The organism is Saccharothrix saharensis (assembly GCF_006716745.1).
GTDB classification, from domain to species: domain Bacteria; phylum Actinomycetota; class Actinomycetes; order Mycobacteriales; family Pseudonocardiaceae; genus Actinosynnema; species Actinosynnema saharense.
The window spans coordinates 613,464-637,602 of the sequence record NZ_VFPP01000001.1; the positions used below are offsets into that span (position 1 = coordinate 613,464).

Here is a 24,139-nt window from a genome sequence, read left to right on the forward strand (position 1 = left end):
GGGGACGACGGGGATGGCGAAACGCGGGAAGCTCCAAGAGCGGCGAACCAAGCGCGGGTTCACCCAGGAGGGCCTGGCCGCGCTGCTACACGTCAGCCCCCGCACCATCCGCGGCTGGGAAGCAGGCACAAGCGCCCCCTACCCCGAATACCGACAGCCCCTCGCCGACGCCCTCGACGTCACCCTCGACCAACTCGAGCAACTGCTCGGCGAACCGCGCACCAGTGCGGCCGTGAGGTCGGCTCCCGGTGCTCCGCGCTATGCCGCGGCATTGGTCGACAGGCTGCACCGCGATTACCAGGCGGCCTGCTACGACGAAGTCCGCCGGGCGCTGCCCGCAGTGCTGGAGACGGTCGCCGCGCTGGTTGACGACAGCACCGGCGACGACCAGTACCGAGCGCTGAACGTGCAGTGCCAGGCCTCGGTCCTGGCCGCCAAGCTCGCCACGAAAATCGGCGACGGCATCGCCGCCTACGAGGCCGCCGAACAAGCCCGAACCGCCAGTGAGACCGCCGATGATGTCTTCGGGCAGGCCTCCGCCGCCTATCAACTGACCTGCGCCCTGCTTCGCCTCAACGCCTTCGACGAAGCCGAGCGGCACGCTGTCGCCACCCTCGCCACCCTCCACGGCAGCGACCCGCACAGCCTCACGTGGCAAGGGATGATGGCGCTCATCGCCGCCGTCATCGCCGCCCAACGGTACGATCACAGCGAGACCCGTCAACGCCTCGACCACGCCGAACAACTTGCAGCCGCACTCGGACACGACGGCAACATCGGCTTCACCGCATTCGGGCCGACCAATGTCCAGATCCATCGGGTATCCACAGCCGCATCGGCCGACGACCCGCGCCTGCTGCTCGCCCAAGCCGACCCCGTGGACGTCACCACCCTGCCCACCGGACTGCACGGCCGACAAGGACGTTTCCACCTCGACAACGCCTGGGCACACACCCAACTCGGTGATGACCCGCTGGCAGTCATCCACCTGCTCGAAGTCGAACGCGTCGCCCCGCAACTGCTCGCCACCGAACAGACCGGGCGAACGCTCGTAGGCGAACTCATGACCCGCGAACAACGCAGCAAGACACCCGGCTTGCGAGGTCTGGCCAAACGGATCGGCGTCCTGACATGAACAGCGGCCCACGCACCGTCTACCTCATCGTCACAGCCGCACCACCGGTACTCGGTATCACGCACCTGATCGATCTTCTTCGCTCCGCCGGATGGCAGGTGTGCCTTGTCGCCACTCCCATAGCAGCATCGTGGATGAACCTCGACGACCTCACCACCCGCAGGGGAACACTGATCAGAACCGAAGCAAGCCCACCAGGACAGCGGGACTCCCTACCCCGAGCCGACGCCGTACTCGTCGCCCCCGCCACCTTCAACACCATCAACAAGTGGGCGCACGGCATCAGCGACAACCTCGCCCTGGGCTTACTCAACGAACTCCTGGGCACCGAAGTACCGATTGTCGTCGTACCGTGCGTCAAAGAACATCTCCGCAAACACCCCGCATACCAGACAAGCTTGGAAACACTCCTCGCCGCGCACGTGACAGCGATGAACCCCGACGACGTGACCACCCGCTCACCCGACGGCCTCGCCGACTTCCATTGGCACACGATCATCAGCACATTCACACGAGTAGCTACCGCGACAGCCCCACCCGAACTGCCCGCCTAGTGTCCTCCGCCTGCCGGAAATTTGCCTACAAACCGGTCGAGCTGCGCCGCCGTCTTGGTGGGCGTGCGCACCGGATGCGGCCGCGCGGCCTCCGCGATCAGGATCTCGATGTCGCGGCCGGGCTCCTAGAGCACCTGCTGGCACTGCATCCGAGCCAGCACCGCCTCGTCCAGGTCGTGCAACTCGGCCTAGGTCGTGTTTCAGATGTGGCGGAGCCAGATGTTGATGGCGGCGATGTCGATGGTGGCCTGGTAGCGGACGGCGAGTTTGATGCCCCTATGGATGTCAAGCGGCTTCGGATAGTGGCGTGGATGTGTCGTCAGGACTGTTGATCAGCGAGTAGACCTCGCGGGCGATGTAGCGCTTGAGGCAGCGGATGGCTTCGCGGCGGGTTCTGCCCTGGGCCAGGCGGCGGGCGAGGTAGTCCTGTGTGCGCGGGTCCCAGCGCAGGCGGGACAGGGCGATGCGGTAGAGAGCGGCATTGGCTTGGCGGTCGCCACCGCGGTTGAGCCGTCGACGTCGGGTCTTCCCGGAGGACGCCTCGATCGGGCTGACGCCGCACAGCGCGGCGAACGAGGCCTCGCTGCGCATCCGGTCGGGGTTGTCTCCCGCGGTGATGACGAGCGCGGCTGCGGTGTCCGGGCCGATGCCCGGTCGTCGTAGCAGCTCGGGGACGTGTGTCTGGAGAACCGTCTCGATCCGGTTGTTGAGGTCGTCGATTTCGCAGGTCAGATCGCGGATACGGCGGGCGAGCAGCCGAAGCGTGTATGTCGCGGCCGAGCGGGGATCGGTCGGGGTGTCGGCATCGAGTTCGGCGCAGCGGCGGACGAGTTTGGGGTTGCCCAGCCCGGACAACGAGTCCCTCAACTCCGGGTCGGCGGAGACGAGTACGGCCTTGAGCTGGTTGATCGCCTGGGTGCGCGACTTGATCGCCGATGCCTTCGCCAGCTTGAACATGCGAATCATCTCGACCGGGCCGGCACCGGTTTTCGCTTTCGCGGCAGCGCGGCCGGACAGCACCGCCCTGGCCGCTGCCTCGGCGTCCCCGGCGTCGGTCTTGCCCCGGCGACGCTGGACCTTGTCGGGCTGGTTGACTTCCACCACCGCGATGCCCGCTGCGGTGAGATGACGTGCCAGGGCTGCTCCGTAGGAGCCGGTGCATTCGACACCGGCGTGGCGCACCCTGCCGAAGGACGAGGCCCAGGACAGCACCCGCCGATAGCCCGACACGGTCGTCGGGAACGTCTCACTGCCCAGCAGCACGCCGAGAGTGCTGATCACGGCGGCGACGTGGAAGTCCTTGTGCGTGTCGACACCGAGAACGATCTCCGGCCGGTCGGCCTGGTCGCGTTCGGGCTTGTCGGGGACACTGGGCACGGTCGTTTGTCTCCTGGTCGGCTCTCGGGACGGATCGGCCGTCGCCGGGCCGGTCGGGAGCGGTCAGGACTGTGATGGCGCCTTGTTAGCGGCAAGGCCCCTATCGGGACACGCTCCGCCGGTCCGGCGACAGCAGGCACCGCTCCAGGCCCATGGCCGACAGATCAAACTAAGGACACTTGGTCAGTCGTAGCGCGGGTCAGACCACCGACCCGGAGCGGCACAACATGATCCTCACAGTCGTAGCGGGTGGCGACCGCCCGGTGCTGCTTGAGCAGGTTGATGCCGCACTCGACGGCGTGGCGCTGTTTGTAGATCTCCCGGTCGATCGTGGGTGGCCGTCCACCGGCGGAGCCTTTGGCCTTGCGGTGGGCGGCCTGGTCGCGGGGTTGGTCGATGGTGGCCTTGATCCCTCGGTGTCGCGGGTAGGCGCGGTTGGCCTTGGAGCTGTAGGCCTTGTCGGCCAGGATCCGGTCCGGTCGGGTTCGTGCCCGGCCGGGTCCGACGCGCGGCACCGAGATCCGCTCGATCACCGGGACGAACTGCGGGCTGTCACCCCATTGCCCGGCGGTGACCAGCAGGGACAACGGCCGGCGGCCCTGCTCGCAGGCCAGGTGCAGCTTGCTGGTCCACCCGCCCCGCGACCGACCCAACCCGTGATCATCGGGCTCGACCCCTCCGGCCGGGGTGTCGGGCGGTTCGACCTGCAGATCCCCCTTTTACGCGCACCCGCGGCATGCTGGTGCGCCCGCATGATCGTGGAATCCACGCTCACGTCCCACACGATCGACCCGGCGGCATCGGCGCGGGCCTGCAACGCGGCCACGACCTGCCGCCAGACTCCGGCCCGCTGCCAGCGGCGGAACAACCCGTAGACGGTCTGCCAGGGGCCGTAGTCGGGCGGGATGTCGCGCCACGGGGCACCGACGCGCACCCGCCACCGGATGCCGTCGATCAACTGCCGCCTGCTCCACTTCGGCGGACGGCCCGGCTTGGCACCGACAGGCAGCAAGGGTTCCAGCACCGCCCACTGCGCGTCGGTCAGGTCGGCCCGCCCCACTGCCACTACGCTGGCCACGAGGTCTCCGGTACTGCGGTTTTGCTTGGTCGCTAAACCACTTACCGGAGACCTCGCCACGTTCCGGCCACCGACACGCCGCCGCTCACCTCACCTTTGAAACACGCGCTAGGGTCGCCAGCATCGGCGGGATGACCGGCTGGTCACCGGCAACAACGGCCGCACGGCCCACTCCGACCACCTCCAGCACCGACGGCCATTCATCGTCACCGGGAATCAGCCGAAGCGCGAACGCAGCATCGACAGCAAGGCAGCTCCACCACACCCTCTGATCGGCGAGCTCGAGTACTCCGAGGCAGCATTACAGCGTGAACAACCCCTACACCGACGCCATCCAGTCCGAGGAGGACTACCACCAGCAGGCCGAACACCTAGGCGCGACCAGGGAACACGCCGATCGCCTCCTGCGACAGGCCCTCGCCGACGCCCGCGAAGCACCGGACACGAACCCGTACGAACTCGCCTACCTACAGCTCGTCGCCGACATGAACCAGAACCCAAAGTAACCGGCGCGTCCACCCCCGACCGGCATCGACCTACAGCCCCCCATCACCCCACCTCGGCACCGACGTTGCTGTGACAACCACGGCCGGCCAACCCCGCCGCCAACGTCGACACCCGACGTTTCACAACCGCCCTGACCAGCAAGCGCCATAGCCGGATTCGACCAAGTCAGGCGCTCGTCTCGAACCGACGGCACACAGCGAGGTGTGTCACACGCCCTGGCCGTAAGACACAGCGTGGAGAACACCCGGTGATCGCACCCGAACGCGTCATCCGGCGGGTGAAGGTGCACTGAGCAGGCGGCACGCACCCACCACACCGACGCGAGACATCGGCGCACCGTGCCCGCCGTTAGGTAACCACAGCCGACACAGCGTCACCGCATCAGAGCGGACCAGCAGTCGTCCCGACGCGACCAAACCGAACGAAAAACGGCCATCCACCGTGTATTGTGCCTGGTCAAGAAGTGTCTTCCCCGCGCGAGCGGGGGGTGGTCCATCTGCCGTACTCCGTTGCGGTGGTGTCGGCGGGTAGTCGCGGCCGCCAGCCATGTACTACGGGTTGCGGTCACCTGGTTCGCTGGCGACGGGCGCGAACCGTCGGCGTTTTGGAGAGGAGTGGTTTCTGCCGGGTCGGGTGGATGTGTTTACCTTCTTGCGCACAGTCGCCGGTCGGTTGATCTGCCACGCCATCAGCCGCTTGGTCTTGTCCGGCATCCACCGTCGGTTTCTTGACTGCGGTTGCAGCGGCGGACGGCATAGCGAAGCGATCGTTGTCTCGCGGCGTGTTGCAGCGGGCGTTCGGCGCGTCGGGTCGGGCTCATGCGGCCGTGGTGCTCACACTGAGTCGTGACGATGAGCCAGAACGACAACCGTTTGTTGCTCGACTTGCCTCCGGAGGTGGTCGAGCGCGTCGTGGCCGAGCTGTCCGCGCAAGGTGAGAAGGTTGTGGCGGCGTTGCGGACCGCGGCTGTTCTGATCATGCAGGCGGTGCATGACGAGTCGGGTCTGCGGTTGGCGGAGAGTGCCGCGTACAACCTGCGCGAGGCGTTGGACGCGGTGGTCACCGGCCGTACTCCCGTGCCGGGCGGGTTGCCGGTGGTCGTCGAGGCGTGGGAGCGGTTCGAGCGCGAGGCGGCCCAGCCGGGCAACGACGACGCCGCGTCGCTGGATGTGTTCAGGGCCGTGATCCGTAAAACGACTGAAAAGCAGGAGCGCGACTCCTATCACCAGAACCGGCTGCTGGGCTACCTGCGGGACAAGTCCGGTGTCGACCCGCTGGCTGGTGACCTCGACCCGGTGATCGAGTACCAGCGCCTGCGCAGGACCGTGAGTCAGGGCCTGCACCGGGACACGGCACTGGACACCGTCACCGGGTCGTATCAGGACACGCTGGCGTGGTTCGTGCGCATGTTCACGCCACCGGACGCCATCGTGCTGAGGCTTCGGGAGTTGGCCGCTCAGCCGTGGCGAGGGGCCGAGCAGGTCGACCGTCTGCGGGAGACGGCGTCGAATCCGCACCACCTGAGGTTGTTCTTCGCCCGTCTGGTCGACCCGGCCTGGCTGGACCCGCTGTACGAGGCCGGTGTGGTGCGCCTGCCGGAGTCCGGGACACCGTGGCCGGTGGCCGGCCTATTGGAAGGGCTGGGGCGCTCGGCGTCCGCGGCGGTCGCGGCGTTGGCGCGACGACTGCTCGCCGACTGCAAGCAGCTACCGGCGGAGCAACGCCTGGACGCCCGGTTCATGCTGCTGACCATGGCCACCCAACTGGGAGCCGACGGCCACACCATCGTTGGTGACATCGCCACCGCGCACCCGGATGTGCGGGCGGTGCGGTCACTGGCGGCCGGCACGGTGAAGCGCGCCGACCCCACCGATCCCCTCGTCGAGCGTGTGGGCACCGCGCTGCTCAACGCCGGCCCTATGGACCGGGACAACTACTACTACCAGCTGCTGCTGGACCGGTTGGAGACCGGGATGACCCCGGACAACGTCGAGAAGCGGACCCGGATGGTCGCGGCCAAGGTCCGCCTGGCCGCCGGAGCGCAGAACGCGGACTGGGTCGCCCTGGGCATCGCCCGGCTGACCACGGACCTGGGCGAGAACGACCGGCAGTTCCTGATCGTGGCCTCCCATTACCTCGCCCGGATGATGGCACGTGCCCAGGTGCTCGGGGTGGCGAGCCGGCAATTGCTCGCCTGGGTCACCGCCATCCCCGGCCAGGTCGGTGAACGTCTCGTCTGCCGGATCCTCGCCTGCGCCGAGGACATCCCGCTCCAGGACAAGATCGACCACATCACGCGCCGGCTGGCCTCGCCGACGGCCACCGGTGACGACCAGGAGCTCGTCGACGCGGTACTCGCCGCCCGCCCGGGTCCCGCCCGGCTCGCCGCGTGGACCGACGCACTGGGTTCCCCCTCACCGCTCCCGGCCGACCCCGCCGTGCTGCCCCGGGACTGGGCCAGGGCGTGGCGCTGGTCGGCGATCCTGCCCGAACACCTGCTCACCGGATGGCAGGAACCGATCACGGCGGTCGCCGAGCACCACGGCAGGCTCGACCGTGAGGCATTCGACCGGAGGATCCCCGCCTTCTTTTCCCAGTGGGGGCAGTCTGCCTACACCGAGGAGCAGTTGGCGGCCCTGCCCGTACTCGACGCCGCCCGGCTGATCGCCGGGTGGCGCCCCGACGCCGACAGCGAGCAGCGGCTGATCAGCGCCCGCGAGCTGGCCCGCACCCTTCAGGCCGTCGTCGCAGCAGCGCCCTCGACGTGGTCGACCGACCCCGTCGCCGTGGTCGAGACGCTGCGCGAACCCGTGTACGTGCTGCACTACTTCCGCGCCCTGACCGAGAAGGCAGCCGACGTCATTTCCTACGCCGGGGGCATTATCGCCGCGGCACGATTGGCCAGGTCCCGGCGGTGGGCGCCGACGATTCTGGGCAACGACGACTTCGACTTCGAGCCTGGCTGGCACAACGTCGACACCGCCATCATCGAGCTGGTCACCGCGTTGGCCGAGCACGACGCACCCATGGCCGACGAGCATCTGGACACCGCCTGGTCCTGGGCACTGTCCGCCCTCGACTCCCCACCCGAAGCCGACGAGGACCCGGTGGACGTCTCCTACAACCGGGCGATCGGCACGCCGCACGGACGTGGGTTGCAGACGGTGCTCGCCCTGGCCGACTGGGAACAGCGCAACACCGCAGCGATCCGCCCGCGGTTCCTCGACACCCTCGACCGCGTCATCCGGACAACCGGCCTGGTCGCCATGCGATACCGGGCGATCTTGGCATGGGAACGCCCACGGCTGGAGCGCATCGCCCCGGTCTGGCTCGACTCCCGGGTCCAGGCGCTGTTCCGCGACGGCGACATCGGCCGGGCCACGGTGGACCTCGTGCTCGCGTACTCCCGGTACACCACCCCGTGGCTGCACCAGACCCTGCGCGACGAGATCATCGCCGCGGCGCTGCGAAGCGCCGGCGCGGTCCCCTGCCTGCTGCTGGGCACCCTGCACGGCGAACCCGGCTACGACGTCGACGAGGTCATCGCGGTTCTGCGCAAAGATCCCGCCGTCCTGGCCGAGGCAGCCGAGGACATGGCGCACCTGGTGCAGAACAGCTCGGCGGACTCACCAGTGCTCGCCACCGCGACACGGTTCTGGCAGGCCCTGCTCGACGCCAACCGCGACGTCGCCCCTGTTGAGGTGCTGCGCCGCACCGGACGATGGGCCTTCGTCACCGGCCTGCCCGACACCATCTGGGCACCGCTCACGGCCCGAACCCTGACCCTCACTGAAGGACGGATTGACTACCCTGGCGAGATCGCCGACCGCTGCGAAACCGTTCCGGTCCCAGGAGACAGCACCAGGATCCTCCTACTGCTCCAAGGCCGCGGCGAACCGTGGGAACAGCACCACGTCGCCCAGGTCGCGCTCAAGACCCTGCACATGCTCAGCGGCGACCGCCCGGACGACAACTTCCTGCCGCTGCGGACCAGACTGGTCGAACTCGGGCATGATGCCGCCGCCGACCTGACACCTTACGAGAACCAGGCGTAGCCAGGTGCCTGCGCGGTGCGGCTGCTCGCGGGTGCCCACTGCCCGTCGCCACAACAGGCGAAACTCAGGCTCGCCGTCGGGTCGGAGTACCGTCGTGAGACTCCTGCTGAGAGCAGCCAGCGGTCGCTACAGGTCAGTACACCACAGCCGATCAGCAGTCTTCCCCATGCGACCAAACCGAATGAGAATCAACCATCCGGCGTGTATCGTGCCTGGTCAAGAAGTGTCTTCCCCCCGCGAGCGGGGGTGGTCCCGGTGTCGCGTTTCTGTTGCTCACCCCTTCGGGGTCTTCCCCGCGCGAGCGGGGGTGGTCCCGGCCTCCGGATGCCCCACCCGGAGGACGCGCAGCCTTCCCCGCGCGAGCGGGGGTGGTCCGGGCACAGCGACCCGGCTGGGCCTGCGCTCGCCGTCTTCCCCGCGCGAGCGGGGGTGGTCCGCTGCGCGCCGACGCGGCGGCGGTGCTGACCGAGTCTTCCCCGCGCGAGCGGGGGTGGTCCGGCATGACGCAAGGCGGCCACCGCGTTACCCGGGTCTTTCCCGCGCGAGCGGGGGTACGAACTTCGCTGCCAGCATGGCTCTGCTGGACGTCTCGGAGCCCTACCTGTCCCGCCGTGTCGTGCAAGCGGCCGACTTCGAATCGATGGCCCACGCCGACGGGCACTGGTACGCGCCGGTCGTCGACGTCTGCAGCAGCTCTCATGACGTCGCCGCTGCTGCCGCCAGGTCGCTGAGCCTCGCCGGACTCGGTGCTCCCCCGGTGCTGGCACCCGGTGTGTCGGCACATGCCGCCGCGCGCCTTGAACGGGCATGGTGGCCGGCGAAGATCATCGACAGCGAACTGCCATGCTTATCGTTCGGTACCAAGTGCCTCGGCGGGCAGCCGGTCGAGGAGATCGGGAGATGCCGGCAGGGGTGCAGTCGACGAGCGTGAACCGCTCCCGCGGCCGGGGTGGCAGGTCGACGAACAGTCCTTCGATCTCCGCGCGCAGTGCCAACGAGATGTCGTCATGGGTGTCATTGACGCCGATGTCACTGCGGAGCAGCCAACGCGGGCCGACCGGATGCTTCCACGTCCACCGCCGCTCCGGTGGAGGACCGGAACCGGGGTTGGTCATCACCCCGCGACCCTAGCGGCAGGAGGCGCCACGACGGGCCTGATCGCGGAGGTGAGCCTTTGCCCGCGCCCCCGACACGTCCGCTCGTCGGCAGAAGAGGACGTTCGTTCGACGGGTCGGTGGCGGCAACGCCACTCGGTTGAACTACATTCAACTGCGCAAGTACCACGAGTTGACTCTCCGGTGGGCCACGGCAACTTCAGCTATCTTCCGAGGATCAGGAGCATGCACACGTCCTGATGTGGAGCCTGGCGCACAGGACACCCTTCGTCTCCCTTCCGGACAAGCGCTCGGGGCTCTCGACCGCAGCAGCTAACGGACACCGTCGGTGACCTCGCTGAGTGGTTCAGCCTCGCCGTACACAGCCTGCGCCGTGGGTGGAGCCCGTTCGACCGCCGCTGTGAGCGGCCGCTGAATCAGCCGCGACGCCCAGGCCGCTCTCTGCGCTGCGCCGACGGAAGTCGGTGATGGACCAGGTCTTCGGCGGGTTGGGCTACAGCCCCTGAGGCTCCGGCAAGAGCTCTGCGAAGGTGGCTCTGACTTCCCGCGCGGTGTCGGCGAAGGTCTCCGGATCGGCGGTGGCGAGGTGCTGGTAGATGACCATGCTCTCCGAGAGGATGTTCAGGACTTCCGACATGTCGTCATGCATGTCGTATTTCGACGCGCTCAAGGCGTACAGGGCTTGGGCGAGGCGCGGCAGGTGGGCAGCCGGGTCCGCTCCGGCCAGGCGTCTGTGGATGTCGACGGCTTCCTCAACGGCGAACCGGGCCTGCAGTTCCCGGTTGCACTCGGAGAGCATCATGCTTTGCTCGAACAGGGCATGTGCGAGTCCTGCTTCGTACGCCGCAGGATCGGCCGCGACCAGCCGACGACATACGGCCACCCTATCCGTGGTGATCGGCAGGGCCTCGGCGTAGCGTTCCTCGGACTGCAGCAGGGTGGTGAGGCGGCCCAACACTGTCGCCAGGCTCTCATCATTGGCCGCAGGGTTCCGGGCGGCGAGCTTGCGGTAGAGCTTGGCCGATTCGTCAGTGGCCGCGTATGCCTCGGCCTGGTGTCCCGCAGCCACTTTGCAGGTTCCCAGGTTGAAGAGAGCCATGGCGAGCCCTTGATCGTGGGCAAGGCTCGATTTGAGGACGAGTTGACGCCACAGCGTCACGGACTCCTCCGCGGCGGCGAGGGCGTCGGCGAGTCGGTCGACCTCGAGCAGGTGGCTGCCGTAGTTGTTCAGTGCCGTGGCGAGTTCGAAGGTGTGGGCTGCGGGATTGACCTCTACAACCTTTCGGAACCCGATCACGGCTTTCTCGATCGCGGCGAGGGCCTCCTCCGTACGCCCTTGATCTGCCAGACGCGCGCCGAGGTTGAGCTGGTCGCGGGCGTTCTCACTCACGTAGAAGTGGACGCCGGCGGCTCCGAGGCGGTCCCTTATGGCGGCGGCCTCCTCTGCGGCAGCAAGGGCTTCGGCACCCCTGCCCACTTCGGACAGCCGGGTGGCGAGGTTGCCCAGAGCGTCTCCCAGTGTCTGCTCGTCGTGGGAGGTGGTGTGGTCGCCGTCGATGAGCCGGCGGTTCAGTGCGACGGCCTCTTCGGCCGTCTGCAGCGCCTCCTCTCGCTGGCCGAGCTTTGCGAGGTAAGTGCTGTACCAGTTCAGTGAGGAAGCCAGGAGGGACGCGTTGATGAACGGTTCGTCATCGGCGAGTCGGCGCCAGATCTCTACGCTGGCGTGGGCCATGTCGGCGGCCAGCTCGTGGAAGCCGGCATAGTGCAACCGTTCGGCGAGTTGGGTTCGGTACATGGCGTTCAGGCGGAGGTCGTCGGTGCGTTCGATGCGTTGGTAGATGACGCGGTAGGTGATGGCGGCGATGCCCTGGGCGAGGTCTGCGTGCGGTCCGTGGGGCAGTAGCCTTTCGATGGCCTCCAGAGCGTCGGTGTCGGCGCTCTCTTGCATGGCGAGTGCGAACAGAGCGGCGTTGCCGGCCTGGACGGCCAGCTGGGGGTGTTGCTTCAGCAGCGGATAGAGGTAGTCGGATCCGACGTGTGGCCATCGTTCCGCTGCCGCTGTCAGGGTGGGGATGGCGCGGGAGAGGTAGGGGGGAGGGGCGGCCTCGCCCACCGTGGGCGCGTTTCCGGTGGGGCCCCAAGTCCTCGCCGTGTGCGCGGTCTCTGCGGTTTCTGCGGTGAGTACGGTCTTTGCGGTGGCCGGGGCCCAGGGGGCGGCCGGGTAGTCAGCGGTGTGTCCGGGCAGGGTCAGGGCGAGGAAGTCCTCGGCGAGGCGGTCGGGGTAGAGCGGTTCCAGGACGGTGGGGATCGTGGGGTTAGCGGGCGGGTAGCAGACGCCGTGATCAGTGAGGATCTGCGGCGCATCGAGCTCCAACCCGAGGTCGCGCAGCATCGCCACGCCGGTCGGTGCAGGGACGGCGCCCGTCAGCGCTGCGGCGAACACCACCTGGTTCATCACCTGCGGTGAAGTCCGGTATGTACGCTCCGCCGGGTTCAACTCATGGGTGCCGTCACCGTGCAGGCGGGCCCAGTGCAGGTGCTCACGGTCGAGGAGGTAGACGGTGAGGCCCGCCATATCCGACGGCGGGCGGCTGCCGGTGGCTCGGGCGTCGACAGCGACCAGGGCAGCCATGTGGACGGCGAGGGTCAACCCGAAGTCCTCGTGGTCCAGGGACGCGGGCGGCGGGATGTCGCTGGGGTCGGCGATTCCGTAGAAGGCCGCGAAGCTGCTCCGCGCCGCATCGTACATTTCGGCACGCTGGGCGGAGCCGTCGGAGGACAGCGGCGCGAGTTCGTGGGTGGAGGTGCTCGCCTCGTGATTGGCCAGGGTGGCGCGCACGCCGGGCCAGGAGTCGCCGGTGCGGGCGAGGAGCAGGATGCGTGTTGGCATGTCGGGCTTGTGGAGCAAGGCGTTGCTGAACAGCCAGGACAGATGGGTCAGCGGCCAGCGGTCGGCGTAATCGACGATGAGGAGCACACCGCGGGCATGGCGCAGCCGCAGGTCCTGGCTCCCTGGTGGCGGGTGGACGGTGCCGGGTCCGTGGGCCGCCGTGACGACCGTCCAACCCTGGTCGGCGGACCGGGAGGCGAATTCGGCGGCGAGCCGGGTCTTGCCCTGCCCGCCGGGCCCGTACAGCCATCGCGCTGCCCGGCGCGGACGGCTGTCGCGCCACTGGTGCAGCTCGGCCAGGTCCTCCTCGCGGCCGGTGAAGTCCGCCACCTCGTAGCGTGCGTTAAGCATGCGGCTGGGTGACTCCAGCAACCAGTCCGGCTCCGGAGTCCGGGGCACGCGCCAAAGCTCCAGCAGGTACAGAGGGGTGCCGTCGCCGAAGACGTGGATGTCGGCACCGATCACCCCGTAGGCGAAGCCGCCCTCCGCACGTACTATCAATTGGGGATTACGCGCTTCTTCCGGTTCCTCTCGCGCTTCAGCTGACCGGGTCACTCGGCATCGCCGGTGTTGGCGACAGAATTCGGCTCAGAAGCGGCTGGCCGCACCTGTCCAGAGCCTGAGTAATTGTGGATGTGAACGCCGCTGCCGGGTCCCACAGCTCCCGCAGCAATTCCACCGTGTGCAATAACGTGCGCTATCCATTGCTGCTGGACAGGCGGAAGCAACTGCTGCACCTCGCGGACCAGGGACTCGAGATCGTCAGCAGCATCCGGGTGCTCAGATAGCAGATCTTCCAGGTCATCCCTCCAACGTAAGATCTGGGTCTCACGGGCAGTTCCGGAGTCTTCGGCGCGCGTCACGCGGACAACACTTCTGTCCAGCTGGGCCTCGACCTCCTGCGGAGAACGGCCACGACGTTGGAATAGCTGCACGGTCCAGGTGCGGGCAGTTTCCCAGGTACTGGTGGCCATGGCCCCCACGATGGTCGTCGCGGCGGTCATGGCCAGGGCTGCTGTCGTCGGATCCATAGGCATCGTCGATACTCCCTTGCTCGCCGAAGGTTATTCCCTGAACTAGCTCCGCCCAGGAGGGCGGCTGATAACGACCGGGCCGACCCGGGTCGCATGACGGCATAAAGCCCCAGAGGGTCCCACCCTGTTTGTCCGCCATGAGCCCCAGTTCGTCATCGAGCACCTTCAACGAGGCACATCGACTGCCGATCCATGGCCGCATCCTACCGGAGAGCCAATGTTCGCGAGGGGCATTTCGCCGAAGGCCCCTCAACCGAGGCATTCCATGCTGCCGCGCCGCCAGGTGGACCAGTACGCCGACATCTGTTCGGCCCACAGTCAACCCTTTTTGCACGGCGAGCCGTCGTTTGCCGAGCAAGAAGGGCAGCCCATCGATCGCCCCCTCGACCCACAGTTCGCAGTCCTACGACCTGCAGGGAACGCGTACAGCAGTGCACAGAACACCCCCTATGAAGAAAACCCGGAGTTCAACCGGCTCGTCCTGGCACCGAATGTGCCGGCGAACGGGAGAGTCGGTTCTGCTGATCAACCCGTGTCCGACGTAGTGGAGGGCGATACTGTACCACTCGAAAGTCATCGACAACTTGCGATTATTTTGACGGGCGATTCAAACCAGGTCACCAAGCAGTCAATCAGGCGGGATCCTGTCGATGACCGTCACCGGTCCCGGTAGTGACAGCTTCGTCGTGCCATCATCGGACTATACTTCCAACTGTCCGTCAACGACGAGGAGGCCCTTTAGACGCTCCAGCAGCGTGAGCATCACTGTCCGGTGAGTCTCCATATCCGGAAGCTTCCGATAACCCGCATGAAGAGGCGCGATGTTCTCGACCGGATACCCTGGAGGGAACCCTCCCCAGATCGCCATGATTGCTACATACTCGCTTGCATGAGCCATGCTTTCGGCCGTAACGTGGACATGCTCGAGAAATCGACACCCCGAGGCATTGCATAGCGGCTCCAGCGCATAGAGCGTCGATTCGAATCGCGCTTTCTTGACCGTGAGCCGCTCCACCGCTTTCTGAAGGTCGGATTCGAGCGCAACCCTCGCTTGCTCCGACTTCAGCCGCAATACTTGCTCGCACTTTTCACGGATCTCGTACACATCGGTCAAGACATCTTTGACTATAACGTAGCAGTCCAAGAATCTGCTCGCTCGCACCGCCTCCACCGAGTTGCCTATGGTAAGTGAATCGATCGATTGGGACTGTACGACATTGCCGTAGCTGCCACCGGTTATGATGTTGGCAGCAGGCGTGGAGCCCACGTCGGGTGACAACCGTGAAGAGTCGTCGGTTCTGTCGTCAATCACGGCTACCCCCAAGATACAAGTATTAGCGAACAATGCAAACAGCGCCGCTGCGGCAGGCCGCCAGCATAACGCAGGTCGTTGAAGTGGAGTCACATCGCACCGCAGCAGCGGACATGCCAGGGGTCGCACTCGAAGCGGCTTTTGTCCGCAGGATTGCCTTGACATCCACTCTCGTCACCGTCGCGACGAGCAAGCACGGATAGGCTCATCCCACCCGAGGCGCTGAGGCCGTCTCGGTATCCGCACGACAGCGGTGGCCTCGGCAGAGCCAGAAGGCTCAGCCCGACAAGGCGACCCCCTGCCGAGACCCACGACTCCGGGGGCTCGTTCCTAGGTCCCGGGTCGATCCACGACAAGTACGACCGGATCACCAACGAGTACGCCGTCATGCGGGACGCAGTGCAGCGCAGTGCAGCGCAGGGCACCTACCTCTACACCATGGTGCGCACCTACGGGTGCTGGACAGCGAGTACTTCGGGTGGGTGCTGCACCGGTGCACTGCGGACGGGTCGTGGACCTGGTGGTTCTCCCACGTCCTCGACCCACTGCCCGGCGGCGACGTGGACCTGCTCGTGTGGAACGGCAAGCTCGGCTCCGTCGTCAGGGCGCAGGGTGGCCAGACCTTGATGCGGAATGGCCCGAGGACAGCACCACCAACGGCCGCGCGCCGATCGAGTTGGCGAACGCTCGGCCCGCGCACCCGGCGCGGTCGTCCACGACGGCGCGCCGACGCCGCGGGGTCGATCGTGTGGGACGTGAGCGTGGATTCCACGATCATGCGGGCGCACCAGCATGCCGCGGGTGCGCGTAAAAGGGGGATCTGCAGGTCGAACCGCCCGACACCCCGGCCGGAGGGGTCGAGCCCGATGATCACGGGTTGGGTCGGTCGCGGGGCGGGTGGACCAGCAAGCTGCACCTGGCCTGCGAGCAGGGCCGCCGGCCGTTGTCCCTGCTGGTCACCGCCGGGCAATGGGGTGACAGCCCGCAGTTCGTCCCGGTGATCGAGCGGATCTCGGTGCCGCGCGTCGGACCCGGCCGGGCACGAACCCGACCGGACCGGATCCTGGCCGACAAGGCCTACAGCTCCAAGGCCAACCGCGCCTACCCGCGACACCGCGGGATCAAGGCCACCATCGACCAGCCCCGTGACCAGGCCGCCCACCGCAAGGCCAAAGGCTCCGCCGGTGGACGGCCACCCACGATCGACCGGGAGATCTACAAACAGCGCCACGCCGTCGAGTGCGGCATCAACCTGCTCAAGCAGCACCGGGCGGTCGCCACCCGCTACGACTGTGAGGATCATGTTGTGCCGCTCCGGGTCGGTGGTCTGACCCGCGCTACGACTGACCAAGTGTCCTTAGTTTGATCTGTCGGCCATGGGCCTGGAGCGGTGCCTGCTGTCGCCGGACCGGCGGAGCGTGTCCCGATAGGGGCCTTGCCGCTAACAAGGCGCCATCACAGTCCTGACCGCTCCCGACCGGCCCGGCGACGGCCGATCCGTCCCGAGAGCCGACCAGGAGACAAACGACCGTGCCCAGTGTCCCCGACAAGCCCGAACGCGACCAGGCCGACCGGCCGGAGATCGTTCTCGGTGTCGACACGCACAAGGACTTCCACGTCGCCGCCGTGATCAGCACTCTCGGCGTGCTGCTGGGCAGTGAGACGTTCCCGACGACCGTGTCGGGCTATCGGCGGGTGCTGTCCTGGGCCTCGTCCTTCGGCAGGGTGCGCCACGCCGGTGTCGAATGCACCGGCTCCTACGGAGCAGCCCTGGCACGTCATCTCACCGCAGCGGGCATCGCGGTGGTGGAAGTCAACCAGCCCGACAAGGTCCAGCGTCGCCGGGGCAAGACCGACGCCGGGGACGCCGAGGCAGCGGCCAGGGCGGTGCTGTCCGGCCGCGCTGCCGCGAAAGCGAAAACCGGTGCCGGCCCGGTCGAGATGATTCGCATGTTCAAGCTGGCGAAGGCATCGGCGATCAAGTCGCGCACCCAGGCGATCAACCAGCTCAAGGCCGTACTCGTCTCCGCCGACCCGGAGTTGAGGGACTCGTTGTCCGGGCTGGGCAACCCCAAACTCGTCCGCCGCTGCGCCGAACTCGATGCCGACACCCCGACCGATCCCCGCTCGGCCGCGACATACACGCTTCGGCTGCTCGCCCGCCGTATCCGCGATCTGACCTGCGAAATCGACGACCTCAACAACCGGATCGAGACGGTTCTCCAGACACACGTCCCCGAGCTGCTACGACGACCGGGCATCGGCCCGGACACCGCAGCCGCGCTCGTCATCACCGCGGGAGACAACCCCGACCGGATGCGCAGCGAGGCCTCGTTCGCCGCGCTGTGCGGCGTCAGCCCGATCGAGGCGTCCTCCGGGAAGACCCGACGTCGACGGCTCAACCGCGGTGGCGACCGCCAAGCCAATGCCGCTCTCTACCGCATCGCCCTGTCCCGCCTGCGCTGGGACCCGCGCACACAGGACTACCTCGCCCGCCGCCTGGCCCAGGGCAGAACCCGCCGCGAAGCCATCCGCTGCCTCAAGCGCTACATCGCCCGCGAGGTCTACTCGCTGATCAACAGTCCTGACGACACATCCACGCCACTATCCGAAGCCGCTTGACATCCATAGGGGCATCAAACTCGCCGTCCGCTACCAGGCCACCATCGACATCGCCGCCATCAACATCTGGCTACGCCACATCTGAAACACGCCCTAGTAGGGCTTTGTTAGGTGCTGTTGACCTGCGGTTGCTGTGGTGTGGTCGTGGCCTGGACGGGTTGTCGGCAGGTGTGGCAGACGCCTGTCCAGGCCGCGAGTAAGGCTTGGAGTTCGCGCAGGACGGCGTAGAGGGTCAGACCTGCGCAGGGGCTTTTGGGGTGCGGCGCAGCCGGGTGCAGATTGCCTGCGCGACCGAGGCCAGCGTGACGTGGCGGTGCCAGCCGATCCAGGAGCGGCCCTCGAAGTGGTCCAGGCCGAGGCCGTCCTTGAGTTCGCGGTAGTCGTGTTCGATGCGCCAGCGCATTTTGGCCAGCTTGACTAGGTCGCGCAGGCGGATGTCGACGGGCAGGGTGGACAGCCAGTAGTCGGTGGGTTCGGGTTCTCCGGTGGGCCATTCAGCCAGTAGCCAGCATTCGGGCAGGCTGCCGTCGGGGGCGCGGGGGATGTTGCGGTTGGCCGGGCGCACCCGCAGCGCAAGGAAGCGGGAGCGCATGGTCGCGGTCGGGTTGCCCGCGCTCCTGCGGGAGCCGTGGCGCCAGACCACGAACCGCCCCGCCGAACGCCCGGCTTCGGTGACCAGGGTCTTGGCGGTGACGGGCTTGTCCGGGTAGGTCGTCTTCGTCGGCGGGCGGCCGATGCCCGACCAGCTCGGCGGGACCGGGGCCGTCGAGCCGGGATGCAGGCTGGTGGAGGCCGAGACCGCCACCGCGTAGGTCAGACCGCGGTCGGTCAGCCCCTGGCGGAAGGCGGTGTTGTCGCCGTAGGCCGAGTCGGCCACCACCGGCCGCCGCGGCATGCCCCAGTCCAGCAGCTCGTCGATCATGTCCAGGGCCAGGCGCCACTTCTCCCGGTGCCGCACTTGGTCGGGGATCGCGCAGCGGGCCCGCTTGCGGGCGATCTCCGCGGCTGTCCGCTCGTCGTCGGCCTTGGTGTCGTCCCAGGACTCGGGCAGGAACAGCCGCCAGTCCACCGCGGCCGAGGTCCAGTCGGTGACCGCGTGCACGCTGACCCCGACCTGGCAGTTGCCCCGCTTGCCCAACGCCCCGCAGTACATCCGCGCCACCCCGGGCGAGGAGGTCCCGTCCTTGGGGAACCCGGTGTCGTCCACGGCCAACGCGTCCGGGTCGACGAACCCCGCCGCCCACACCGCCAACCTGCGCCGGACCTCGACGTGGTCCCAGGTCGAGGTGGTGACGAACTGCTGCAACTGCTGATGGTCCACACCGAGGCGCTCGGCCATGGGCTGCATCGACTTGCGCCTGCCGTCCAACAGCAGCCCACGCAGATACAGCTCACCCTTGCCGCGCTGGTCACGCCGGGCGAACCCGCCGAACACCTCCGCGGCGAACCCTTCGATGACCGGCCGCACCTCGGCCATCTCCTCCGGCGTCACCACCGCAGGAAACCACACCGCCCACACATCCCATCACTCGACCTAACAAAGCCCTACTAGGCGGGCCCGGCGTCGGTGTCGGAGCACCACAGACCGGTTTGTTCACCCCGCCGGAGGGCAGGTGTTCGACGGTCAGGCGGATGACGGTGCCCTCGATGATCGGCAGTGGGCCGTCGTGGTCGATCCAGGCGGCCCGGCGGGTCAGTCGTGGGTGCAGTCGGTTCCAGGCCTGTGCGGTGGCAGTGCCGTAGAGGCGGGTATCGGTGCGGGTCAGCACGTCCTCCACGCCCCAAGTGGCCGGGTCGCCGAAGACGGACTCGCCGCCGTGCTTGGGAGAACGTCCGCCCATGGGGTTGTGGACCCCGGCGTGGAGTCGGACGGCGCAGCACCCGGTCCGACCGCATCCGCCCCAGCACCCGCACCGGCAGACCGGTCAACAGATACGCGATGCGCGGCGCGTCGTAACCGGCGTCGAGCACCACCAGGATCTCCGGATCACCCTGCTTCCACTGCCCGGCGGCGATCAGCCGTTCGACCACCCCGCGCAACTAGGCGACGGTCACGGCGGCGTCCGCGCCGGGCGCCAGGCAGACCGCGTCCAGCAGCGCGGTCCACGACGTTCCGCCGGTCTCCAGCGCGGCCACGAACGAGTACGGCCAGCCCGGGATCATGCGGTGCTCGTTGCGACCGCGCCCGTAGACGTGGCAGAACGAGCGCTGCGGACAGGTCTCGCCGTCCGGTCGCAGCCACGGTGAGACGTCGACCGAGAGCACCAGGCGGCCGTCGGCGGCACGCGGTAACGGCATCCAGGCCAGCGCGTCACGTAACCGGTCGACCCCGATGCGGCCGTTGTTGACCGCGTCGTAAAGACCACCGTGCCCGCGTCGGTGCCCGGCGCCAGCGACAACCCCACCAGGGTCCGTACCGGTCCGTCGGCGCACAGCACGGCGTCGGCCAATTCGAACAGCCCGTCCGCCCGGCGGGTCAGACACTCGTGGAACTCCTGCCTGAACCGGACAACGCCCCGAGTGACCTCTTGCCGTCGAGATGGTGCACACTGATCACGCAGCCCTTTGGTCGAACATCCTTCTGTCGCAAGAGTGATGATCGACCAAGGGCTGCTTCGTGATCAACCAGGGTGTCCGTCACCCGTCCGGGACCTAAAAAGGCAAGCTCAGGGCGTTTAGGCGGTCATCGTCGTGACAAGCCGCGATCTTCCGCGCTGATCGGCTCAACCGGGCCAGGACGCTCTTTGCGCGTCGCCAGGACGTCACAGCCGTCCTGTCGATAGGGACGCCTCCAAAGGCTCACCGAGCGTTCGAAGACCCGACACTCCGCGGGTTGCCGATGGCTCTCGACCTTTCCGGATTACAAGGCGACCACCACCGGCACCCGCAGCACTTCGCGCTTCTTTGCCACCCCGAAATGGTTCGGATTATTTTGCGGATTCTATGGCCGGGTCGCCTTCGAGATCGAGTTCGCAGAGTTGCCGCTGCACACGTTCAGCATCCTCGCGGCGTCTTTGTTCTTGGTACAGATCTAGCGCTTCCCGCCACACCTCGCGGGTTCGGTCTTGCTGCCTGAGTGCGGCATAAGCGTGGCCGAGCAGGTCGAGAGTGTCGGCTTCCAAGGGGGCGTTGGCGTGGGCTCGGAATACCGCCAAAGATCGGCGGAAGTGGAGCACCGCCCGGTCGCTGTCTCCGGTGTCCTGGGCGACCAAGCCGAGGGTGAACACGGAATTGGCCTCGCCGTCGTGGTCGCCGTGCTCCTGTTGTAGGGGTATCGCAGCCAGGCAGTGGCTCGTGGCCAGCTCATGGAGGCCGAGACGTGCCGCGCTGCGGCCCGCGATGGTGTGGGCTGTGGCTTGCCATACCGGGTTGTGCAGCGAGGCGACAAAGCGCAAAGCACGGGTGGCGCTCCGTAGCGCCAGCTCGTGTTGCCCCTGCTGGTCCCAGGCCAGAGCGAAACCTTCGTGGGTCCGTGTCAGGCACCGAGCGTCGCCGAGTCGCCGAGCCAGGGTCTCGGCCATGCGCAGATGGTCCATGCCCTCCTCATACCGTTCGATGCGACACAGTGCTAAGCCAAGAAGGCGGTGTGCGTCGCTGTGCATCACCGGGTCCTCGAGGTGAAGAGCGGCCGACAGTGCAGTTCGACAGGATGCGGCGTGCCGGTGAAAATCCCCGCTCAAGTGGTGAAACGGGTACAGGAATCTCATCAGCAGCCACCCTGTCCGGTGGTCACCCCGCTCGGCGGCCGCGTGTTGGGCGGCCAAAACGCACTCGTGTTCACGGTGGAACCACGCCCATGCCTGTACTTGCGAGTGGACCTCTTCAGGGCGACAACCCGGTGCAGCCGGTCGCGGAACAACATCGCGGTTGTGCGGGTGTACCAGTCGCGATGCGGTGTGAGCGGTGTGCGCGTAGTGGTCGATTACACGCCGCAACGCCGTATTCCGATGCTGCTCGGTCAGACCGCGATGGGCGGCGTCGACAGCGTAGCGGCGGATCAGGTCGTGCATCCGGTACCGGCCATCGGCGGTCCGGCCGATCAGTGACGCCTGTGCCAGCTTGTTGAGCGCCGTTCTGGTCTGCACGGGCGACAGGCCGGTGAGGCTGGCCGCGGCGTGCAGGCCCATGTCGGGGCCGGGGGCAATGCCCAACAGCGCGAACACCGTCCGCTGTTCGGAGGACAGGGCGTGGTGGGACCAAGACAGGACGATGGGCAGGCTGGCGGCAGGGTCGGTGTCGTCCAGCGCGTCGAGCCCGGTTTCGTGCAGTTCAGCGGCGAGTTCGGCCAGTGGAAGGCCGGGTTGGGTGCGGCCGCGGGTGGCGATGATGCCCAGCGCCAGCGGGTAACCGCCGCACAACGCGATCAGCTCGGTCACGGCAGCCGGTTCGGCGGTGATGCGTTCGACGCCGAGCCGACGGGCGAACAGGACACGGGCCTCAACCTTGGTGAGCACGTCGAGGGCTCGGTGGTGAGCGCCATGCGCAGTGACCAGGCCGGAAAGTCGGTGGCGGCTGGTGACCAAGACCGTGCAGGTGTCGCCGCCGGGTAACAGCGGGGTGACCTGGGTCGTGTTGGCGGCGTTGTCCAGCAGGATCAGCATGCGTCTATCAGCGGCCAGGCTGCGGAACAGCGCGGCCCGGGCCTCGATGTCGGACGGGATGCGGTCAGGGAGCACGCCGAGGGCGTCGAGGAATCCGCGCAGCGCCACCGCCGGGTCCGTGGGTGTGCCGTCCGGGCTGAAGCCGCGCAGGTCGACGAACAGCTGCCCGTCGGGGAACCGGTCGAGGTGCCGGTACGCCCAGGCCAGCGCGAGCCAGGTCTTGCCGATGCCGCCCGCCCCTCCGATTGCGAAGATCACCGCAGTGCCTTGGTGGTCCAGGTTGGCGTCCAGCGCGGCCAAGTGGTCGACACGGCCGGTGAACCAGCGGGGCGGGGCGGGCAGTTGCCGCGGCACCGGCGACGACCCGGTTGCGACTGTGACAGTTGCAATTTCCGTCGGGGCGAGGGCGGGATCGGCGGTGAGGATGCGCTGGTGCAGCTGGTGTAGTGCCGTGCCGGGATTGGTGCCCAACTCGTCCACCAAGTGCCGGCGAGTGTGCTGGTAGTGGGCCAGGGCGTCGGCCTGACGACCGTCGCGGTACAGCGCGAGCATCAACTGTCCGGCAACACGCTCGTCCAAAGGTTCGGCCTCGGCCCGAGTAGTCAATTCAGGCAACACCTGCCGATGCCGGCCGCAGGCCAGTACCCAGTCGATCCGGTCGGTCTCGGCGGCGGTGCGCTCGCGGCGTAATCGCTCCCGCATCGCCTGCGCCCAAACGGTGTCCAGCTCGGCCAGCGGCTCACCCCGCCATAACGCGAGGGCGTCCTCGGCGACCGCCAGGGCACGCTGGGGATCGGTTTGCTCGCGCACGAGGGCGAGCAACCGGTGAAAACGGTGCAGGTCCACGATGTCCGCCTCGACAGCCAGTGCGTAGCCGCCGCCCGACCGGGTAATCGTGATCCCGCTCGGGGCGAGTGCCCGGCGCAGGTGAGTGAGGTAGACGCGCAACGCCGAGCGCGCCGTGCCCGGCGGCCGCTCGCCCCAGACACGGTCGATCAAGCTGTCCACCGACACCATCCTGTTGGCCTCAACCGCCAACACCGCGAGCACCGACCGCTGGCGGGCGTGTCCTAAGGGCTGTGGCTGGTTGTCCAGCCACAACTTCAGCTCGCCCAGCACCCCCACCACGACGCGACGATCCACCTCCACCGCGACCCCCTCACTCTCCTGCATACCGGCTCAGAACAGGCATTACAACGGGAATTTAGCGGTTGCTTAGCGCGCTGCCGCGACGCTGAGCAACGCACAGGCCAGCCGAGAAATCCGCTCGAAGTGATCCGAGTGGAGCAATCGGTGCGATCGGGTGCTCGACACCAAAGGTCGTACCGCTGCCGAGGCGGGTCACCTGGCACGGGTGAAGGACGTGCCGATTCATCCACCATACGGAGGAACCACATGGCGTTGCGTAAATCGTTGGCCGCGCTCGGCGTCTTCGGGATCTGCCTCATCTCCATGGCACCGTCGCCCGCAGCCGCCGTGCCGGTCGAAGGCGGCGTGTCGGCCGAAGGCGGCGTGTCGGCGACGGCGGCGTGTCGTCCGCACTCACACTCGCCGAAGGACACGTTCAACAACGGCTACCCGTCCAAGGGCAGCGTCCCGGTCCGCTCGGCGGGCCCGTACGGGGACTGTTCGATCGACGGCTACATCGACAGCAGCACGCGACTGCACTACCACTGCTACACGGTCAACGACTACGGCAACACCTGGACGTGGGTCCGGGTGGTCGGCGAGGACATCGCCGGCTGGGTTTGGGACGAGAATCTGGAAGGTTACGGCTCGGCCGTGCGCTGCTGACCTACCTCCCGTGGGCGTCCCCGCCTGGTCGGGCGGGGACGCCACATCAACTAGTACTCCAGTCG

At 67.5% G+C, this 24,139-nt stretch carries 15 protein-coding genes, 2 pseudogenes and 1 CRISPR repeat array; of the genes and pseudogenes, 8 read left to right on the forward strand and 9 right to left on the reverse strand.

Annotated elements, in window-relative coordinates:
* Positions 1-13: 13 nt before the first annotated feature.
* Both FHX81_RS02240 and FHX81_RS02245 read left to right on the forward strand, forming a co-directional pair.
* Positions 14-1,135, forward strand: coding sequence for a helix-turn-helix domain-containing protein (locus FHX81_RS02240; protein WP_170231894.1), 1,122 nt, complete (start codon positions 14-16; stop codon positions 1,133-1,135).
* Entirely contained in the window at positions 1,132-1,689 is a 558-nt protein-coding gene (locus FHX81_RS02245) for a flavoprotein (RefSeq protein ID WP_141974972.1), read from the forward strand. The genes FHX81_RS02240 and FHX81_RS02245 overlap by 4 nt, the downstream gene beginning before the upstream one ends.
* 285 nt (positions 1,690-1,974) lie before the next feature.
* Here FHX81_RS02245 and FHX81_RS02250 read toward each other — a convergent pair whose 3' ends face one another.
* The gene (locus FHX81_RS02250; protein ID WP_141983673.1) at positions 1,975-3,015 is read right to left on the reverse strand and encodes an IS110 family RNA-guided transposase; all 1,041 of its coding nucleotides are present in this window, start codon (positions 3,013-3,015) and stop codon (positions 1,975-1,977) included.
* 215 nt (positions 3,016-3,230) lie between these two features.
* Positions 3,231-4,126, reverse strand: a pseudogene (locus tag FHX81_RS42910) (IS5 family transposase).
* Positions 4,127-4,452: 326 nt separating this feature from the next.
* On the opposite strand from FHX81_RS42910, the gene FHX81_RS02260 reads away from it, so the two are divergent.
* Positions 4,453-4,650 carry a hypothetical protein gene (locus FHX81_RS02260; RefSeq protein ID WP_141974973.1) on the forward strand — a complete coding sequence of 66 codons (198 nt, stop codon included), beginning with the start codon at positions 4,453-4,455 and terminating at the stop codon, positions 4,648-4,650.
* A gap of 552 nt (positions 4,651-5,202) precedes the next feature.
* On the opposite strand, the gene FHX81_RS43135 is transcribed toward FHX81_RS02260, so the two are convergent.
* Positions 5,203-5,418: a DUF6192 family protein gene (locus FHX81_RS43135; protein ID WP_484336716.1), complete on the reverse strand. Its 216-nt coding sequence runs from the start codon at positions 5,416-5,418 to the stop codon at positions 5,203-5,205.
* 108 nt (positions 5,419-5,526) lie between these two features.
* Between FHX81_RS43135 and FHX81_RS02265 the strand changes: the two genes are divergently transcribed.
* Together FHX81_RS02265 and FHX81_RS02270 are read left to right on the forward strand one after the other, a co-directional pair.
* Positions 5,527-8,706: a hypothetical protein gene (locus FHX81_RS02265; protein ID WP_141974974.1), complete on the forward strand. Its 3,180-nt coding sequence runs from the start codon at positions 5,527-5,529 to the stop codon at positions 8,704-8,706.
* 225 nt (positions 8,707-8,931) lie between these two features.
* Positions 8,932-9,204: a CRISPR direct-repeat array (repeat unit 29 nt; unit sequence GTCTTCCCCGCGCGAGCGGGGGTGGTCCG).
* A 73-nt stretch (positions 9,205-9,277) separates the two neighbouring features.
* A complete protein-coding gene (locus tag FHX81_RS02270) occupies positions 9,278-9,637 on the forward strand; it encodes a hypothetical protein (RefSeq protein WP_141974975.1) in 360 nt (119 codons plus the stop codon).
* 677 nt (positions 9,638-10,314) lie between these two features.
* Here FHX81_RS02270 and FHX81_RS02275 read toward each other — a convergent pair.
* The 3 genes from FHX81_RS02275 to FHX81_RS02285 all read right to left on the reverse strand — a co-directional run bounded on the left by FHX81_RS02275 (position 10,315) and on the right by FHX81_RS02285 (position 15,057).
* On the reverse strand, positions 10,315-13,266 hold the full coding sequence (locus FHX81_RS02275; protein WP_141974976.1) for a tetratricopeptide repeat protein: 2,952 nt from the start codon (positions 13,264-13,266) through the stop codon (positions 10,315-10,317).
* The gene (locus FHX81_RS02280; protein WP_141974977.1) at positions 13,263-13,748 is read right to left on the reverse strand and encodes a hypothetical protein; all 486 of its coding nucleotides are present in this window, start codon (positions 13,746-13,748) and stop codon (positions 13,263-13,265) included. Before FHX81_RS02280 ends, FHX81_RS02275 begins: the two co-directional genes overlap by 4 nt.
* A 697-nt stretch (positions 13,749-14,445) precedes the next feature.
* Positions 14,446-15,057, reverse strand: coding sequence for a hypothetical protein (locus FHX81_RS02285; protein WP_141974978.1), 612 nt, complete (start codon positions 15,055-15,057; stop codon positions 14,446-14,448).
* An 877-nt stretch (positions 15,058-15,934) separates the two neighbouring features.
* Here FHX81_RS02285 and FHX81_RS02290 point away from each other — a divergent pair.
* Together FHX81_RS02290 and FHX81_RS02295 are read left to right on the forward strand one after the other, a co-directional pair.
* Positions 15,935-16,423, forward strand: coding sequence for a transposase (locus FHX81_RS02290; RefSeq protein WP_246107578.1), 489 nt, complete (start codon positions 15,935-15,937; stop codon positions 16,421-16,423).
* Between the two features lie 215 nt (positions 16,424-16,638).
* Complete coding sequence (locus tag FHX81_RS02295; RefSeq protein WP_141983673.1) at positions 16,639-17,679, forward strand: IS110 family RNA-guided transposase; 1,041 nt, start codon at positions 16,639-16,641, stop codon at positions 17,677-17,679.
* A gap of 232 nt (positions 17,680-17,911) precedes the next feature.
* Here the strand turns inward: FHX81_RS02295 and FHX81_RS02300 are convergent, their stop codons facing one another.
* The 3 genes and pseudogenes from FHX81_RS02300 to FHX81_RS02310 all read right to left on the reverse strand — a co-directional run bounded on the left by FHX81_RS02300 (position 17,912) and on the right by FHX81_RS02310 (position 23,429).
* Positions 17,912-19,171: an IS701 family transposase gene (locus FHX81_RS02300; protein ID WP_425473873.1), complete on the reverse strand. Its 1,260-nt coding sequence runs from the start codon at positions 19,169-19,171 to the stop codon at positions 17,912-17,914.
* A 56-nt stretch (positions 19,172-19,227) separates the two neighbouring features.
* Positions 19,228-20,229, reverse strand: a pseudogene (locus FHX81_RS41740) (transposase).
* 377 nt (positions 20,230-20,606) lie between these two features.
* Positions 20,607-23,429, reverse strand: a complete 2,823-nt coding sequence (locus FHX81_RS02310; protein WP_246107580.1) for an AfsR/SARP family transcriptional regulator — start codon at positions 23,427-23,429, stop codon at positions 20,607-20,609.
* A 246-nt stretch (positions 23,430-23,675) separates the two neighbouring features.
* Between FHX81_RS02310 and FHX81_RS02315 the strand changes: the two genes are divergently transcribed.
* A complete protein-coding gene (locus FHX81_RS02315) occupies positions 23,676-24,074 on the forward strand; it encodes a hypothetical protein (RefSeq protein ID WP_141974980.1) in 399 nt (132 codons plus the stop codon).
* Positions 24,075-24,139: the final 65 nt, after the last annotated feature.